Genomic DNA, 16,832 nt, shown 5'->3' with positions numbered 1-16,832 from the left:
AGCTATGTTTAAAAAAATACTTAATATCAGCTTAATATTAACTGTTATTTTAACCATTCTTACCTCATTTGTTTTTGCTCAAATGAGTACTAAGGAAATTAGAGATGACTTAAAGGAAAGAGAATTTAATAAATTGATTATAGGAGGAATGAGAGCTGATGAAATAAGAGAAGGAGGAACTACAGATATTTTTGTTACTTATGTGGAACCTAAAGGTATTATTATTTCAGTAAAATTTCGTACCTTTTTACCACCTTATGAAGGTATAAAAGAAGAAGATCTTAATTTATTTTTCTCTTCCATATGGAGAGTCTTTGGCTATGGTATTTCAAAATATCCTCCAACAATTAAACTTAATTTCTACATACAATTACAAGATACTGATTCTTTAATTGTTGAATTTCCAATAGGTGCATTACTTGACTTCTTTAAAGAAAAGATAACAAGAGCAGAATTTCTTAAACAATGTGAGATATGGATAAATGGAGAGAAAGCAGAAGTTGAAGGAGATATAATCAAAGTCTTAGGGAAAGAATTTAAAATGGACTTTACTTTCTGAGTTTCAAAAGATTTTCCTGAGTCAGGCGAACAAAATTAAAAAAGAAAGGAGGGTTGAACTCATTAAAAACTGGGATTTTACTATAAAAATTAAAGATGGAATATATAAAAAAATACACCTCCTGCGTGTGAAGCAGGCGCTCTAACCACTGAGCTATCCGCCCAAGCTTGCTAATGATAAAGTAATACAAAAAGAAATTTTTGTCAATAACTATGAAGAGACCTTCGGTAAATTCTAAAATATAGTATTAAAATCCCCAAATGTCCTATCATTTTTCTCATTCTCTCATATATCCCAAATAATATAAGATTATTTATAACATGTAATGAAAGTTTTTTTTAAGATGTCCCACAAAGTCACTCAAATACATACTTTTCTACAACCAAATCCAGTCCCATCAACTATTAACCCTTTCTATCTTACTTCTTTTCTTTGAAAAAATATTTTCCCAACTTTCTTAATTAACTCATGTAAAATCTCCTTTACAACTTTTTGAAACTTATAATGATATATTCATAGATCTCTCTTATGGAAAAATTTATGTAAAGTTTAAAATAGCCAAAGATTAAAAGATAAACATATCGCCATGGGATTAAGGTTTGCCTCCCTTTTTAGAGGTTAAAATTGGGTTTTCCTTTAAAACTCTTTTACTAATTAAAGTATTTTACAAAAAGAATATTTTGATCTTCTTCTTTCCTTTCATCCATTAACTAAAGTCAAATAGGTTAAATTAAAAAAATTCATATAGACTTTAAGGAGTTATAAGTATTTATGATGAAAGTTATATAAAAAATGGTGGGCCCGCCAGGATTCGAACCTAGAACCAACCGGTTATGAGCCGGCTGCTCTGCCGTTGAGCTACGGGCCCAACTTTCAACGTAAATTATATTATATTCTTTTACAAATTTCAAGAGCTTAAGTGTGATTTAAAAAGTAGAGGGGAGAAATCTTAAATTCTCCCCTCTTCAAATAGCTTAAATCTTAGGTAGATCCTTAAGTGCTTCTTCAACCTTTTCCTTAGGATAAGAATAATCTTCCAGTCTACCTGTTAAATATTGATCATAGGCAGAAAGATCAAAGAAACCGTGACCACTAAGGTTAAATAATATTACTCTTCTTTCTCCTTTTTCTTTGGCATCCAAAGCCTCATCAATAGCTGCTCTTATAGCATGGCAAGATTCTGGTGCTGGTACAATACCCTCCGTCCTTGCAAAAAGAATTCCTGCTTCAAATACTTTTGTTTGAGGATACGCTACAGCCTCAATATATCCATTATGATAAAGAGCACTTACCAAAGGTGCCATTCCATGATAACGTAAACCTCCTGCATGAATAGAAGGAGGGATAAAATTATGGCCAAGTGTATACATCTTTAAAAGGGGGGTCATTTTAGCCACATCACCAAAATCATATGTATATATACCTTTTGTAAGACTTGGGCAAGATTCGGGTTCTACAGCAATAATTCTAATCTTTTTACCCTTAAATTTTTCTCTTACAAAAGGAAAAGAAAGACCTGCAAAATTACTTCCCCCACCCACACATCCTATAACCACATCAGGAAATTCTTCTGCCATTTCCATCTGCATCAAAGCTTCTTCTCCAATTATGGTCTGATGTAAAAGTACATGGTTAAGTACGCTACCAAGGGAGTATTTTGTATCATCTCTCTTAACTGCATCTTCTACTGCTTCACTAATAGCGATACCTAATGAACCAGGAGAATCTGGATCTTTCTCCAAAATCCTTCTTCCAGCTTCTGTATCTTGACTTGGGCTTGGTACAACCTTTGCACCCCATATTTCCATTAAGGATCTTCTATAAGGTTTCTGATAATAACTTACTTTAACCATATATACCTTACATTCTAACTTAAAGAAATTGCATGCCATAGATAAAGCAGAGCCCCATTGGCCTGCTCCAGTCTCTGTAGATAATCTTTTTACACCTTCCAGTTTATTGTAGAAAGCTTGAGCTACTGCAGTATTTGGTTTATGGCTTCCTGGAGGACTAACCCCTTCATATTTATAATATATATGTGCTGGTGTATCTAAATATTTTTCCAAATTTACAGCTCTATACAAAGGTGTGGGTCTCCAAAGCTTATAAATATTTAACACTTCTTCAGGAATAGGAATATACCTTTCTTGACTCACTTCTTGTTTAATTAACTCCAAGGGGAAAATAGGTGCAAGATCTTCAGGCTTAACAGGCTGTAATGTTGCAGGATGAATTACAGGAGGTAGCGGAAAAGGAAGATCAGGTATAATGTTGTACCAATCCTTAGGAAGCTTTGACTCTTCTAAAATATACTTATACTGACTCATACATTAAAAACCTCCCCTAATAAAAATTAAAGCCTTCTCATCCACAAAGGACGAGAAGGCTTGATCTCGTGGTACCACCTTAATTGAGGTAGATATCCCCCAACTCTTTGCCCATTTAACGGAGGCTAACCCGTTGGAGACTACTCGAAGATATATTATCTCTTTCGTTCCAAGGCTCCAGGCCCCATTCACTACCTGCAAGATGGCTGGTTTACAGCTAATACCAACCTCTCTGTTATCTTGCTATTTGGTAGTTACTATTTCCCTTCACAGCCTTTCCTATTTTTAGATGATATTATACTATAAATTTTTAATAACAAAAACTCTCAGTGGAAAATTTTTTATTTTTATGTTATTTTATATCAAATTGGTATAATTTATAAAGGATGGGGTGAAAAAAATGCTTAAAATAATTGAAACAATAGTTGCAGACTACAAGGCTGTATTTGAAAAGGATCCTGCTGCAAGAAATTTTTTAGAAGTAATACTTTGTTATCCGGGCTTTCATGCTATATTATTACATAGATTAGCCCATTTTCTTTGGAATTTAAAAATACCAGTTATTCCACGTTTAATTTCCCATCTCAATAGACTTTTAACAGGAATAGAGATCCATCCTGGAGCAAAGATTGGTAAAGGTTTCTTTATTGATCATGGTATGGGGGTAGTGATAGGTGAAACAACAGAAATTGGAGATAATGTACTCATATACCAAGGCGTTACCTTAGGAGGAACAGGTAAAGAAAAGGGTAAAAGACATCCTACGATAGGCAACAATGTGGTTATAGGAGCAGGAGCAAAAGTTCTTGGTCCAATAACTATAGGAGATAATACAAGAATAGGTGCTGGGTCTGTAGTATTAAAGTCTGTACCCCCCAATTGTACAGTTGTGGGAGTACCTGGAAGAGTTATAGTTCAAGAGGGGAGAAAACTAACTCCTAAGGAAATGCTAGAACATGGTAATATCCCAGACCCTGAACTAAGTTTAATTGAAGAACTAAAATCAAGAATTGAGAACATTGAAAATAGAATAGAAAAGCTGGAAAGACTATTAAGAGAAAAACCAGAAAATTTATGATATAATTACAGATTAAAAGAAAAAAGGTTCCCGGGGGAGCCTCTTAATCCGAGGCTGAGATGGTAGCGGAAGCTACCGACCCTTTGAACCTGATCTGGGTAATGCCAGCGTAGGGAAGGGCTAAGGATAAAAAAATATAACATTTAAGGTATATAAAAATTAAGGTTCCCTTCCACTATGCTGGATAGGGAATCTTAATTTTTAATATAGGAGGTGCTTCATAATGTCTCAAAAGCCTGTAAGGCTTCTTACAGAGGGTGCTCTATCCATAGCTTTATCTCTACTTCTTTGGTATTTGCGAATAGGAGCTATGCCTCAAGGTGGAAGTATAAGTATGCAAATGCTTCCTCTCTTTATCTTTGCTTTAAGATGGGGAACATTACCAGGTATTTTAGTAGGATTAGTATATGGGGTTATACACTCCTTACAAGATATGTATGTTGTTCATTGGGCCCAATATTTATTAGATTATCCCATTGCTTTTGGTTTAATAGGCCTTTCAGGAATAGCAAAAAAGGTTAAGGTCTCAAAAATAATTTCCTTTTTTATAGCTTTACTTTTCTTAGCAGGTTCAATTCTGTTTGTAGTTAATATATCTAATGAACTTCCTCAAGCTCAAAAAACCCTAGAAGAGTTAAAATTAAAACTTCAATCTGCCCAAGGTGAAGAAAAAACTAATATAGAAGAGGATATTAAAGATTTAGAATTTAAATTGAAGTGGTTCCCAATTTCAAGAATAGTTTTAATAGTTGCAGGTATTCTTGGGGCATTACTTTTAATTTATGGTGCTGTCCTCAGAAAGACCCAAGAACCCATAGAACTTGGAGTATTTATTGGTGGTCTTGGAAGATTATTTGCTCATTTCCTGTCAGGCGTGATTTTCTTTTCCCAATATGCTCCACCTGGGACACCTGCATGGATTTACTCCCTAATATATAATCTTTTTGTAGTTGTACCTAGTACTTTTGTATGTTTACCATTAGTACTACTTATATACCCCAGACTAAAAGAAAGTGAGATATAATAAAAGAATCTATGAAAATAGTAATTTTTGCAAATGGAGAAAGCAATTTAGATATAAATGATATAGGAACTATATTCCCTGTCGACAAAATTATTTGTGCTAACGGTGGTACTAAATTGGCATTAAGGTTTGATATAACACCTGACATAATTGTAGGTGATTTAGATTCATTAACAGAAGATATATCTAAAAAGTTTGAGAATAAAAAAATAGAGTGGAAAATTTATCCAAAAGAAAAAGATGAAACTGATTTAGAATTAGCTGTAAGAGAAGCTATAAAATTCAACCCCCAAGAAATATATTTTATTGGACTATTGGGGGGAAGGATTGACCATTTACTTTCTAATCTATTCTTTTTAGAAAAAGTAAAAGATATGGGCATAGAGCCATATGTAATAGATAAAAATTTAAATATATATCTTATGAAAGGGGAAGAAGAAAGAATATTTTGGGGGAACAAGGGAGATACACTCTCCCTCATTCCCCTATCAGATGTGGTTGATGGTATCTCTTTAGAAGGCTTAAAATACCCCTTACAAAATGAACCATTATATAGAAAGCTTACAAGAGGAATAAGTAATGAATTCCTTTTACCGCAAGCAAAAATAAAAACTTCTGAAGGGACACTCTTTGTAATACATCTACACAAAAAATAAGCTCTTATGTTAAAATATATAGTCTTTATTTTTCAATATCATTGAAATTTTTTTAATTCTGAGGAGAAAATGGAAAAAAGCAAAATAATATTAGTTGGCTTAGAAAAAGAGATGGAAAATTCCTACTTGGATTACGCTATGAGCGTAATCGTAGGAAGAGCTTTACCTGATGCAAGGGACGGACTAAAACCTGTACAAAGAAGAATTATATATTCTATGTACGAATCTGGAATGCTACATAATAGACCCTACAAAAAGAGTGCCCATGTAGTAGGTAATGTCTTAGGTAGATATCATCCTCATGGGGATGCTGCAGTCTATGAAGCATTAGTAAGAATGGCTCAGGATTTTTCCTTCAGATACCCATTAATAGATGGACATGGGAATTTTGGTTCCATAGACGGAGACGAACCAGCAGCTATGAGATACACAGAGGTAAGACTTGCTCCTATAGCCTCAGAAATGATTGCAGATATAGAAAAAGATGTGGTAGATTTTGTACCCAACTATGACAATTCACTAAAGGAGCCGGTAGTACTTCCCACTAAAATTCCTCAGCTTCTTATGAATGGTTCTTCTGGAATAGCTGTAGGAATGGCAACTAATATCCCACCTCATAATTTAGGAGAATTAATAGATGCCTTACTATATTTAATAGAAAATCCTCATACAGGGCTTGATGAAATATTAAAGTTTATAGATGGTCCTGATTTTCCAACAGGTGGAATAATTGTGGGAAGAAAAGGAATAAGGGAAAGTTACTTAACAGGTAAAGGTAAAATCATAGTAAGAGGAAAGGTTAAAATAGAGGAAACAAAGAAAGGTGAAAAAAATATTATTATTACCGAAATACCCTATCAGGTTAACAAGGCTAATCTACTAACCCAAATTGCCGAACTTGTACAAGAAAAGAAAATAACTGGAATAAAAGATCTAAGAGATGAGTCGGATAAACATGGAATAAGAGTTGTAATAGAGCTTAGAAAAGAAGCAGAACCCCAAATTGTTATTAATCAGCTTTATAAACATACCCAATTAGAGACCACTTTTGGAGTTATCATGCTCGCTATTTTGGATGGTCAGCCTAAAGTCTTTAATCTTATAGAATTACTTAAGATTTTCTTAGAACATAGAAAAGATGTTGTACTGAGAAGAACTAAGTATGATCTGGAGAAAGCAAAGGCAAGGGCTCATATTTTAGAGGGATTGTTAATAGCATTAGATCACTTAGATGAAGTAATAAGAATTATAAGACAAGCTGAGAATGCTGATTCTGCAAGAGAGGAATTAATGATAAAATTTAAGCTCACACAGGTACAAGCTCAGGCAATTCTTGACATGAGATTACATCAATTAACAAAGCTTGAAAAAGAGAAATTAATAAATGAGATGGAAAGCATAAGAAAAACTATTGAAGAACTACAAAAAATACTTAACGATGAAAAAGAATTATGGAAAGTAATTGCAGGGGAATTAAAAGAGATAAAAAATAAATACTCTGATAAAAGAAGAACAGAAATTCAAGAGGAAGAAAAAAGCGACATAACTATTGAGGATTTAGTACCTGATAATCCTGAAGTTGTATGTCTTACTCGAGAAGGATATATAAAGAGACTTCCATTATCCACGTATCAAATACAGAAAAGAGGTGGAAAGGGTCTTAATACTCTTGCCAATAATATAAATGACATAATAACCTCTTTTGTGGTTACATCTACAAGAAGTACATTATTTTTATTCAGCAACAAAGGAAGGGTCTTTTACATAAAAACCTATGAATTAGATGAAACTTCAAGACAAAGTAAAGGTACTCCTCTTAAGAATTATATAGGCATATCAGAAGGAGAAGAAATAACAGAAATTATATCTTTAAATGAATTTCCTCAAAATCTCTATTTTCTATTTGTAACCTCTCAAGGAATAGTCAAAAAGACTCCTGTGGAAGAATTTCAAAATGTTAGAAAAACCGGCATAAATGCTATAAAATTAGCAGATAATGACCTATTGGTTAACGTATTCTTAACCACTGGAAACGATCAAATTATATTACTTACAAAAAAAGGTAATGCTATAAGATTTGATGAAAAAGATGTTAGACCTATGGGGAGATCTGCTCAAGGAGTGGTAGGAATAAAACTAAGAAAGGACGACTCTGTAATAGGTGGAATAATAGTTAAAAATGATAAAGACATTGTACTTGTTACAGAATATGGCATAGGTAAAAGGATAAAACCTGATGAATTCAATTTGCAAAAAAGAGGTGGAATTGGAATTAGAGCAATAAAAATAACACCTAAAACAGGTAATTTAATAGGAGTAAAAAATGTGTCAGAAAATGATGAAATATTAATTAGCACTCAAAAGGGTCAAATCATAAGATTAGCTGTAAAAAATATACCTATCATGGGTAGAAATACTCAAGGGGTAAAATTGGTAAAATTAAATGATGAAGATAGAGTAGTTAGTATTGATCTGGTGAGTAACGAAGAATGAAAAAATATGAATTAATAGATCATACAGCAGATATAGGAATAATTGCATATGGAAGTACGAAGGAAGAAGCTTTTGAGGTATCAGCAGAAGCAATGTTTGACCTTATGTGTCCGTTAGAAAAAATTGATGAAAAGGAAAGGTTTGACATTGAAGTAGATGCTGAAGATTTAGAATCTCTACTTGTTACATGGTTAAATGAACTCCTTTATGTATTTGACGTTAAAAGACTTATATTCAAAAAATTTAATGTCACCCTTATAGGGAATAATCAACTAATAAGCCACTGTTTTGGTGAGAAATTTGATCCTAGAAAACATGAAATCATAAGAGAAATAAAAGCAGTAACATATAATCTATTAAAGATTGAAAATAAAGATAACCAATGGATAATACAGGTGGTATTTGATATTTAATGGCAAACTTAATAGTTGGAGAATCTCAATCAGGAAAAACAACACTTATAAAAGTCCTTTCAAAAGGAAAGGCACACATTAAATTTTCTGATTATAATATATGTGCAGTACCCAAAGAGGATGAAAGGCTAATAGAACTTTGGAAAATCTTTAAAAGTAAATCTATTAATTTTATAAACTTAGACTTTATGGATCCACCAGGTAATGCTACTTTTACATCCCTAAATCCCCAACTTTATGAAAAAATACAAAAAGCAGAAATAATTCTTTATATGCTGCCTCTTTTTAGAGAAGATAAAGATCTTGATGAGATAAAAAACCAAGAAAATGAATTTATACTAAAAGATCTGGAAACTACAGAAAAACTTTTGAAAAATAGAAAATTAGGTATACCTGAAAAAGCAGTTTTAGATAAAATCCAAAAAAGTTTATTAGATGAGATTCCATTAAGCAATATGGAATTTAGAGAGGATGAACTAAAAATACTTTCTGCTTGGAATCTACTATCTATAAAACCAATTTTTTACATAATAAATATCTCAAATACTCAATTAGAAGATGAAAAACTTCTAAATTCCATAAAGGAGAAATTAAAAGATAAAATCTATTTCTTATTTCCGGCTAAATTAGAAGAAGAACTCTTAGAACTTGATGAAAAAGATGTCACAGAGTATTTGTCCATGTATAACTTATCAAAAAGCATAAGAAACCTATTAATAGATAAAATTTTTGAGTTTAACAATCTTATTTCCTTCTTTACAGTTGGAGAAAAGGATGCTCGAGCTTGGAAGCTAAAAAAAGGAAGCACAGCTTTAAATGCTGCTGGTGTTATTCATACAGATATTGCAAAAGGTTTTATAAGAGCTGAAGTAATAAGATGGGACGAGCTTGTAAAAATCGGTGATTGGAAAAAGGCATATCAAGAAGGAAAAGTAAGAGTAGAAAAGAAAGATTATATAGTAGAAGATGGAGATGTATTATATATAAGATTCCACATATAAAATTAATTAAGTCTTTTCTCCTTTAACAAAATCATAAAGTGTATATTTAGCTAGCGTTTCTCTTAGTTTATTTGTCATCTCAATCCATAAAGGTCTTGTTTTACACTGAGAAACCCTCTTGCACTTATTAGGAAAAACTATACAATCCACTAATGCAGTCCTACCCTCTAAAGCCTCTACCACCTCTAAAATCTTAATTTCCTTTGGATCACCATTTATATAATAACCACCTTCTGCTCCAACCTCAGCCTTAACAAATTTGTTTTGCGAAAGAATTCTCATAATTCTTTCCAAGTATCTTAGAGGAATCTCTTCAGCCTCAGATATTCTCCTTACACTTACAGGATTTCCCTCTTTTTGATTTTTAGCTATGTATATGAGAGCTCTCAAACCATATCTTGACCTTGTTGATAATTTCATAATTATTACACCTCTAAATTCATACTTTTTTAGGATATTTTACATGTTATCCTTTTAAAAGTCAAACATCAATCAGACCAAAACATTCTTCAGCCATTGAAAAGATTTATTCCCCCAAATCTCATGTCCCCCATCAAAAAACTCATAATTTAAATTATCAGATACATTTAAAAAATCATATACTTTTTTAATCTTTGAAAAAGCAAATTTTGTTGCTTCTATAGGAAAAATAGGATCTTTTATACCATGTTCAATAAATAGAAATCTTGGTGCAATAAGTCCTGCAATATCATACATCTCTGCATATTTCAAAATACCATAAATATAATTGCATTCACAATGAGAAATACTTAATACGCTGTCTCTAAAGGTATTTAAATATCCACTAATAACGGTAGCTTTAATACGATCATCTAATGATGATGCAAATAAGGAAGAGGTCCCACCACCTGAAATCCCATAAATGCCTATAGAATCTTTTTTTACCTCAGGGAAACCTTGAAGTAAATCAATACTTCTTATTATATCCCAAACCCTAAGTCCTATAACTGTTTTACCAAGCATTAAAGCCCAGAAAAATAACTCTCTACAAGAAGAAATCTTTTCATTCTTTACTATTTTCCTGTATCCAAAACCCAATTGTTCAATAACAAATGTAATGAAACCCTGTTTTACCAATGAGATTCCAAAATCCTTCATATAACCAGATGGAATTTCTCTCTCATTACCATTCTCATCAAGTCCAACAGCATCATTCATCCCTATTCCATGACCAGGAACAGCAATAACAGCAGGAGCAGGAAGTTCTACCTTTTTGGGAGTAAGAAGATAAGCATAAACTTCTATATCTTCTGCCGAATTGAATATAATAAGTTCTCTCTTATAATCCTCAAAATCCTTAGTATCTAAAACCCTCAAATTGGTATCACATTTTTCTGAAAATCCCCCTAAAAGTTCAATTAACTTTAATCTAAAATTTTTTCTCCAATTTAGCCATTCTTCCTTATTCTTTGCTTTAAATCCATATAATCTTTCGTTTTGATAAAGCTTTTTAAAATATAAAAAGTCCATAAGTATCCTCCTTAATCAAAATAATGTTTATATTGTACACTATTAATTTATCTGATGTTAACAAAAATAAATGATTGTTTTAAAATAACTTAAAATGAATTATAAAGAGATTAATAAATTGAGGTTAATTGCGGATTTTCATATACATTCAAAATATAGCAGGGCTACAAGTAAAGATATGGATCTCCATAGCCTTACAAAATGGGCTAAAATTAAGGGAGTAAATATTTTAGGTACTGGCGATTTTACGCATCCATTATGGTTTAACGAGTTGAAAGGTAAATTAAAAGAAGAAAATTACGGCATATATTCTTACAATGATATTTATTTTATTTTATCCTCAGAGATAAGTCTTATATATAATCAAAATAACAAATTAAGGAGAATTCATCTTCTTATTTTTGCTCCTTCCTTTGAGATAGCATATAAGATTAATCGCATACTTGAAAAATATAGTAATTTAACGTCAGATGGAAGGCCAACATTGGGTGAACCCATACAAAAAGTTATACCTCAACTTTGGGATTTATCTGAAGAGATCCATATAATACCTGCTCATGCTTGGACACCTTGGTACTCTATATTTGGCTCAAAATCAGGTTTTGACTCAATAGAAGAAGCCTTTGGTAATTATTCTAAATACATTTTTGCTATAGAGACTGGATTAAGTAGTGATCCCTCTATGAATTGGAGGTTAAGTAAATTAGATAAGATTTGTTTAATTTCAAATTCAGATGCCCATTCTCCAAATAAAATAGGTAGAGAAGCTAATGTACTTAATTGCAATTTAAATTACAAAGATATCTTTAATGCTATTAAAAATCAAGATAAAGATAAATTTTTATATACTATAGAATTTTTCCCAGAAGAAGGAAAATACCACTTTGATGGTCATAGAAATTGTAATATATCATTACACCCCAAAGAGAGTATTAAGTTAGGGAAAATCTGTCCCATTTGCGGTAAACCACTTACTATAGGTGTTCTACATAGAGTAGAAGAATTAGCTGATAGAGAAGAGGTATATTTACCTATTAAAATACCTTATAAAAATTTAGTACCATTGGAAGAGATTATTGGGCAATCTTTAAATAAAGAACCTTCATCACCTATAGTACAAAGGGAATATTTAAAAACCATATCAAATCTTGGAAATGAGCTAAGCATCTTAATGGATGTATCATTAGAGGATATAATTAGAATTTCTGGAGAAAAAATTGCCAAAGGCATAAACCTTATGAGACAAGGAAAAATAAAAAAAATTCCGGGATATGATGGGGTCTATGGTAAAATAATAATTTTTCCAGAAGAGGCATCTTCAGAAAATCAACTTTCTCTCTTCTAAAAAGGTCTTTTGAAAAGCTCTAAAATTTTATCCTTTAAAGTTATGCCTGGTAGTAAGTTTTTAAAATCTTCAATGGCCTTATCAAATCCGATATCATAACCTCTTTTCTGACTCTCTAACCATTTATGATCTGATATATAAACGTAAAGATCTGCTTCTGTTCTTCCTGGAAAAGCATCCAAAAGTCTTTCTTGTTGGATTTTTTTAACAATTGGTAGATAAATATTTCTATACCAATCTCTTGCCGCTTCTTTAATATTAACCTCTTCCCCCTTTTTTTCGCTCATATAATATTTATGTTCTAAAATTTGATTTAAAAGCTTTCTATACTGCCCTATTTCTGTAAGAATTATCCCTCTTAACCCTGTAATTAATTCAAAATCTGACCTTTCTCTGTGTAATATATTTTCTATACTGTTTTCAGAAGGAATATATTCAATTACATGAGCATCAATCTCTTTCTGACCTAATTTCTTTGCTACAGCCACTCTATGATTTCCATCAACAACATAATATTCATCTTTTATCTTATAAACCTCGATAGGAGGTAAAATTTTTCCTCTCAAAATTGCATTTTCAAGCTCTTGTAATCTACTTTTTGAACTACCTTTTAAAGGTCTAAACTCTTCATCAAAATCTTTATATCTTCCAACACTACCAACAATCTTATCAACCTCAATAGTCTGATAACCTAAGTCTCTCCATCCTGAAATTTCTTCTTCTTTTAAAACTTCATCAAAACTCTTTAAATGTTTTTTATTTTTTAAAAATCTCTTAAAAAACCTCATTTCTATAAATCCAAAAGAATTATTCCAGAACAGTTTATAATTTTTGTATTACCAAGCTCTGCAAACCTTTTAGAGTTATAAACATAATTCATGTGTGTATGCCCGTGAAGAAAATATTGAGGTTGATATTTCTCTATTAATTTTAGAAAAGCTTTAAAACCTTTATGAGCTAAATCATCTCCTTCATGAATTCCAAAAGGTGGAGAGTGAGCTACCACAATGTCCACCCCTTTTCTTAACTTTAAAAACAATCTTCTAATTCTCCACTCCATTTCCTCTTCGGTATATTGAAATTTACCTACACTATATTTTATAGAACCACCAAGTCCCAAAATTTTCCTCCCTTTAAACTCTATCATCCTTCCATCAATACTTTCACAACCTTCTGGAGGCCTCTTTTCATATATCTCATCGTGATTTCCATGTACATAAAATACTGGTACATTTAACATTGTAGCTATATAAGTAAGAAGTTCCGGCATAACATCACCACAGGATATAACCCCCTCTACCCCTTTATATGGAGTTATATCAAATTTTTCATAAAAATTTGGAGATTCAATGTCAGATAGAGCTAATACCTTCAACTTAAGGGCTGTCCTATCCTCATCTTAAGTTCATTAATATATCCTATAGAGAAAGGATCCTTATCTGCTAAATAAGCAAGATATACAGTAGCAAAATCTCCTAAATATGTCATAGAAAAGAACTGAGTAAGAGGAGATTTTCCTTCAGCTTGCCACATGAATATAGGTACTCCTCTTTCAGATATTTTCTCTTTCATGAACTCTACCCTAATCTTCATTTCTCCATCAAGAGAGGTGTACAAGAAAATAAGAGTTAATGGCTTAATAACTTCATCCATAGCTTCCCACGCCATAATTTCATTATGGTTAAGCTCTGGAAAGAAGTGATAAAATGCAGGATATTTTGAATTTTCATTGATTTGACATTTCCATCTATAAGCTGCTACCTTCCATTTTTCCTCTACAGCATAAATAACAGGAATACGCTTAAAGATCATTTTTGCAACTTTTTTGGCTACATTTTCTTCTGTTGGTACTTCTCTCTTGAAGCTTTCTCTTGCCTTTTTAAGATAATTAATAGTCTCCTCTATCTCTGACTTTTTAGAGGATACTGCTCCTATTTTTTCCAAAACTACAAAAGAAGGAATTGTTACATAGCCTATAGCAGCTCTTGGTGCCATGCCTGATGGTATCTCAACCAAAGTAAGATTTTTTTCATTTGCAAATTCTTTTAATTTTCCTCCACTTGTTACTGCTACAACAGAGGCTCCTTTATCATAAGCAGCTTTGGCAGAATTTAAAGTTTCTACAGTATTACCTGAATAACTAACCGCAAATACTAAGGTTTTACTATCCACCCAAGTAGGGAGATCATAATCTCTGTTTACATATATAGGAAATCTTGCTTCTTTAAAAAGGGCACTTTGTAAAACGTCGCCTCCTATAGCAGATCCGCCCATACCAAGCACAAGAACCCTCTCTATATTATAAGACACATTTTTTATAGGAGTAGAATAAGAAACTTCTGCGGCTCTTTCTATTTGTTCTGGCAAATTATAAACTGCTGAATACATGTCCTTGGGGTCTAAGTTTTTAAGAACCTCAATTTGATCCAATTTCTCTACCATCTTTATGCCTCCTTTAATTATTTTGTTTGTGAAATTATTTTAGCTTATAATTAAATCGTTGACAATAATTAAATACTCTGTATACTTTAAAAGTATTTAAAATAATTTAAGAAAGGAGGATGAAAGAAATGGAAACAAAGGTTGTATGGAATGGAGAAATGAAATTTACAGGAACAACTCCTTCTAACTTCAATATCGTCATGGATTCTACACCAGATCATGGAGGAGGAAATGAAGGACCTCGCCCTATGGAGCTTATACTTGTAGCTCTTGGGGGATGTACAGGTATGGATGTAATCTCTATTTTAAATAAAATGAAAGAGAAGGTTGAACATTTTGAAATGAAAATCACAGCAGAAAGAGCCCAAGAGCATCCTAAGGTTTATACCAAAGTACATATTGAATACATTTTCAAAGGGGAAAATTTAAATGAAGCTAACATCAAAAAAGCTATAGATCTTTCTCAAACAAAATACTGCTCTGTATCTGCTATGTTAAGAAACACAGCAGAAGTTACATACTCATATAAAATACTTTAGTGGAAGGGAGAGAACAGGCTAAGTATGGATAATGTAAGAGTAAGAATAGCACCAAGCCCCACTGGATATCTCCATGTAGGGACTGCTCATACTGCTCTTTTTAACTGGCTTTTTGCAAAGCATAACAATGGAAAATTTATATTAAGAATTGAGGATACTGATATACAAAGGTCATCAAAAGAATATGAAGAAAATATTTTAGAAGGATTAACTTGGCTTGGTCTATATTGGGATGAAGGTCCATATTATCAAACTCAAAGATTAGATCTGTACAGAAAATATGCAGAAGAGCTTCTTAAAATAGGTGCAGCATATTATTGTTATTGCACTCCTGAAGAATTAGAACAAAGAAGAAAAGAGGCTTTAGCTCAAAAAAGACCTCCAAAATATGATAGAAAATGCTTATATCTATCAGATGAAGAAATAGCAAAATACGAAAGAGAGGGAAGAAAACCTGTTATAAGATTATTAGTTCCAGAAGGTAAAACTGTTTTTAATGACATCATAAGAGGCGAAATAGAATTTGATAATGAGGATATAGGAGATTTTGTGATAATGAAATCAGACGGCATTCCTACCTATAATTTTGCTGTAGTTGTAGATGACTACACAATGGGAATCACTCATGTAATAAGAGGAGAAGATCATATATCAAATACTCCCAAACAGCTTTTTATATATAATGCCCTTAACTGGACTCCACCTGAATTTGCCCATTTACCTTTACTTCTTGGCCCGGATCGATCTAAGCTTTCAAAAAGACATGGTGTTACATCTGTTACAGAATATAAAAAGATGGGATATTTACCAGAAGCTTTAGTTAACTACCTTGCTCTTTTAGGGTGGACCCCAGAAGAAAATAAAGAAATTTATACAATTGAAGAATTAATAGAACTTTTTGATTTAAGAAGGGTCACTAAAAATCCAGGTATCTTTGATATAACAAAACTTGAGTGGATAAATACACAACATATAAGAAGACTTTCTGTGGAAAAATTGGCTGAGCTTACTTTGCCATTCTTAGAAGAGGTAGAATGGTTCAATAGGAACAATTTTGATAAAAATTACTATTTAAAAGTTGTCTCTATTCTACAAGAAAGATTAAAAACCCTATCCCAGATACGAGAATATGGAGATTATTTCTTCTTAGATAAACTTAATTACGACCTTGAAACTGTAAAAAAAGTATGTAAAAGTCCAGATATACATATCTATTTAGAGAAAATTAAAGAAGAATGGTCTAAAATTCCAAATTCAGAATTCAGCGCTCAAAATTTAGAAAACATATTAAGAAATTTAGCTGAAACCCATCAGATTCCAACAAAAAATTTAGTCCATCCTATCCGTGTTGCATTAACAAATAAAACTGTTGGGCCTGGTCTTTACGAACTTGCAGAAATTCTTGGGAAAGAAAGAGTCATAAAAAGATTAGAAGAGTTTATAGAGTGCCTTAAAGAACTTTAA

Annotated in this window: 16 protein-coding genes, 1 tRNA gene, 1 riboswitch and 1 other annotated feature; of the genes, 10 read left to right on the top strand and 7 right to left on the bottom strand. The window is 32.1% G+C overall.

The features are described from left to right. Positions 1-4: 4 nt before the first annotated feature. The gene (locus tag ACY3IT_RS05410; protein WP_463081956.1) at positions 5-559 is read left to right on the top strand and encodes a hypothetical protein; all 555 of its coding nucleotides are present in this window, start codon (positions 5-7) and stop codon (positions 557-559) included. A 793-nt stretch (positions 560-1,352) separates the two neighbouring features. On the opposite strand, the gene ACY3IT_RS05405 is transcribed toward ACY3IT_RS05410, so the two are convergent. Then, positions 1,353-1,427: transfer RNA gene (locus tag ACY3IT_RS05405), tRNA-Ile, on the bottom strand. Positions 1,428-1,533: 106 nt separating this feature from the next. Then, entirely contained in the window at positions 1,534-2,886 is a 1,353-nt protein-coding gene (locus ACY3IT_RS05400) for a TrpB-like pyridoxal phosphate-dependent enzyme (protein WP_463081955.1), read from the bottom strand. 43 nt (positions 2,887-2,929) lie between these two features. Beyond that, positions 2,930-3,166, bottom strand: a binding site (T-box leader). A gap of 99 nt (positions 3,167-3,265) precedes the next feature. Here ACY3IT_RS05400 and cysE point away from each other — a divergent pair. From cysE to ACY3IT_RS05370, 6 genes are all read left to right on the top strand, one after another. Further along, the gene (gene cysE / locus ACY3IT_RS05395) at positions 3,266-3,964 is read left to right on the top strand and encodes a serine O-acetyltransferase (protein WP_463083628.1); all 699 of its coding nucleotides are present in this window, start codon (positions 3,266-3,268) and stop codon (positions 3,962-3,964) included. 22 nt (positions 3,965-3,986) lie between these two features. Then, a riboswitch (TPP riboswitch) is annotated at positions 3,987-4,097 on the top strand. A 90-nt stretch (positions 4,098-4,187) separates the two neighbouring features. Then, positions 4,188-4,988, top strand: a complete 801-nt coding sequence (locus tag ACY3IT_RS05390) for an energy-coupled thiamine transporter ThiT (RefSeq protein WP_463081954.1) — start codon at positions 4,188-4,190, stop codon at positions 4,986-4,988. Between the two features lie 11 nt (positions 4,989-4,999). After that, a complete protein-coding gene (locus tag ACY3IT_RS05385; protein WP_463081953.1) occupies positions 5,000-5,644 on the top strand; it encodes a thiamine diphosphokinase in 645 nt (214 codons plus the stop codon). Between the two features lie 69 nt (positions 5,645-5,713). After that, entirely contained in the window at positions 5,714-8,137 is a 2,424-nt protein-coding gene (gene gyrA, locus ACY3IT_RS05380; protein WP_463081952.1) for a DNA gyrase subunit A, read from the top strand. After that, entirely contained in the window at positions 8,134-8,550 is a 417-nt protein-coding gene (locus ACY3IT_RS05375) for an archease (RefSeq protein WP_463081951.1), read from the top strand. Before gyrA ends, ACY3IT_RS05375 begins: the two co-directional genes overlap by 4 nt. Continuing rightward, positions 8,550-9,551 (top strand): DUF933 domain-containing protein, encoded by a 1,002-nt coding sequence (locus ACY3IT_RS05370; protein WP_463081950.1) that lies wholly within the window; start codon positions 8,550-8,552, stop codon positions 9,549-9,551. The genes ACY3IT_RS05375 and ACY3IT_RS05370 overlap by 1 nt, the downstream gene beginning before the upstream one ends. 6 nt (positions 9,552-9,557) lie before the next feature. Here the strand turns inward: ACY3IT_RS05370 and ACY3IT_RS05365 are convergent, their stop codons facing one another. Then, complete coding sequence (locus ACY3IT_RS05365; protein WP_463081949.1) at positions 9,558-9,971, bottom strand: RrF2 family transcriptional regulator; 414 nt, start codon at positions 9,969-9,971, stop codon at positions 9,558-9,560. A 72-nt stretch (positions 9,972-10,043) separates the two neighbouring features. Beyond that, positions 10,044-11,042 carry an alpha/beta hydrolase family protein gene (locus ACY3IT_RS05360; RefSeq protein WP_463081948.1) on the bottom strand — a complete coding sequence of 333 codons (999 nt, stop codon included), beginning with the start codon at positions 11,040-11,042 and terminating at the stop codon, positions 10,044-10,046. A gap of 94 nt (positions 11,043-11,136) precedes the next feature. Between ACY3IT_RS05360 and ACY3IT_RS05355 the strand changes: the two genes are divergently transcribed. After that, complete coding sequence (locus ACY3IT_RS05355; RefSeq protein ID WP_463081947.1) at positions 11,137-12,387, top strand: endonuclease Q family protein; 1,251 nt, start codon at positions 11,137-11,139, stop codon at positions 12,385-12,387. On the opposite strand, the gene ACY3IT_RS05350 is transcribed toward ACY3IT_RS05355, so the two are convergent. From ACY3IT_RS05350 to ACY3IT_RS05340, 3 genes are read right to left on the bottom strand one after another with little or no spacing between them, the layout of a single operon-like run. After that, positions 12,384-13,175 (bottom strand): DUF4032 domain-containing protein, encoded by a 792-nt coding sequence (locus ACY3IT_RS05350; protein WP_463081946.1) that lies wholly within the window; start codon positions 13,173-13,175, stop codon positions 12,384-12,386. The genes ACY3IT_RS05355 and ACY3IT_RS05350 overlap by 4 nt on opposite strands. 2 nt (positions 13,176-13,177) lie before the next feature. Then, positions 13,178-13,762, bottom strand: coding sequence for a metallophosphoesterase family protein (locus ACY3IT_RS05345; RefSeq protein WP_463081945.1), 585 nt, complete (start codon positions 13,760-13,762; stop codon positions 13,178-13,180). Next, positions 13,759-14,829 carry a bifunctional phosphoglucose/phosphomannose isomerase gene (locus tag ACY3IT_RS05340; RefSeq protein ID WP_463081944.1) on the bottom strand — a complete coding sequence of 357 codons (1,071 nt, stop codon included), beginning with the start codon at positions 14,827-14,829 and terminating at the stop codon, positions 13,759-13,761. The genes ACY3IT_RS05345 and ACY3IT_RS05340 overlap by 4 nt, the downstream gene beginning before the upstream one ends. A gap of 128 nt (positions 14,830-14,957) precedes the next feature. Here ACY3IT_RS05340 and ACY3IT_RS05335 point away from each other — a divergent pair, with 128 nt between their 5' ends. Both ACY3IT_RS05335 and gltX read left to right on the top strand, forming a co-directional pair. Continuing rightward, entirely contained in the window at positions 14,958-15,368 is a 411-nt protein-coding gene (locus tag ACY3IT_RS05335) for an OsmC family protein (protein WP_463081943.1), read from the top strand. 24 nt (positions 15,369-15,392) lie between these two features. Then, positions 15,393-16,832, top strand: coding sequence for a glutamate--tRNA ligase (gltX, locus tag ACY3IT_RS05330; protein WP_463081942.1), 1,440 nt, complete (start codon positions 15,393-15,395; stop codon positions 16,830-16,832).

The organism is Dictyoglomus sp. GBS (assembly GCF_055179815.1).
The sequence above is the reverse complement of the archived record's forward strand: the minus strand, read 5'-3'. Positions and strand labels throughout refer to the sequence as shown.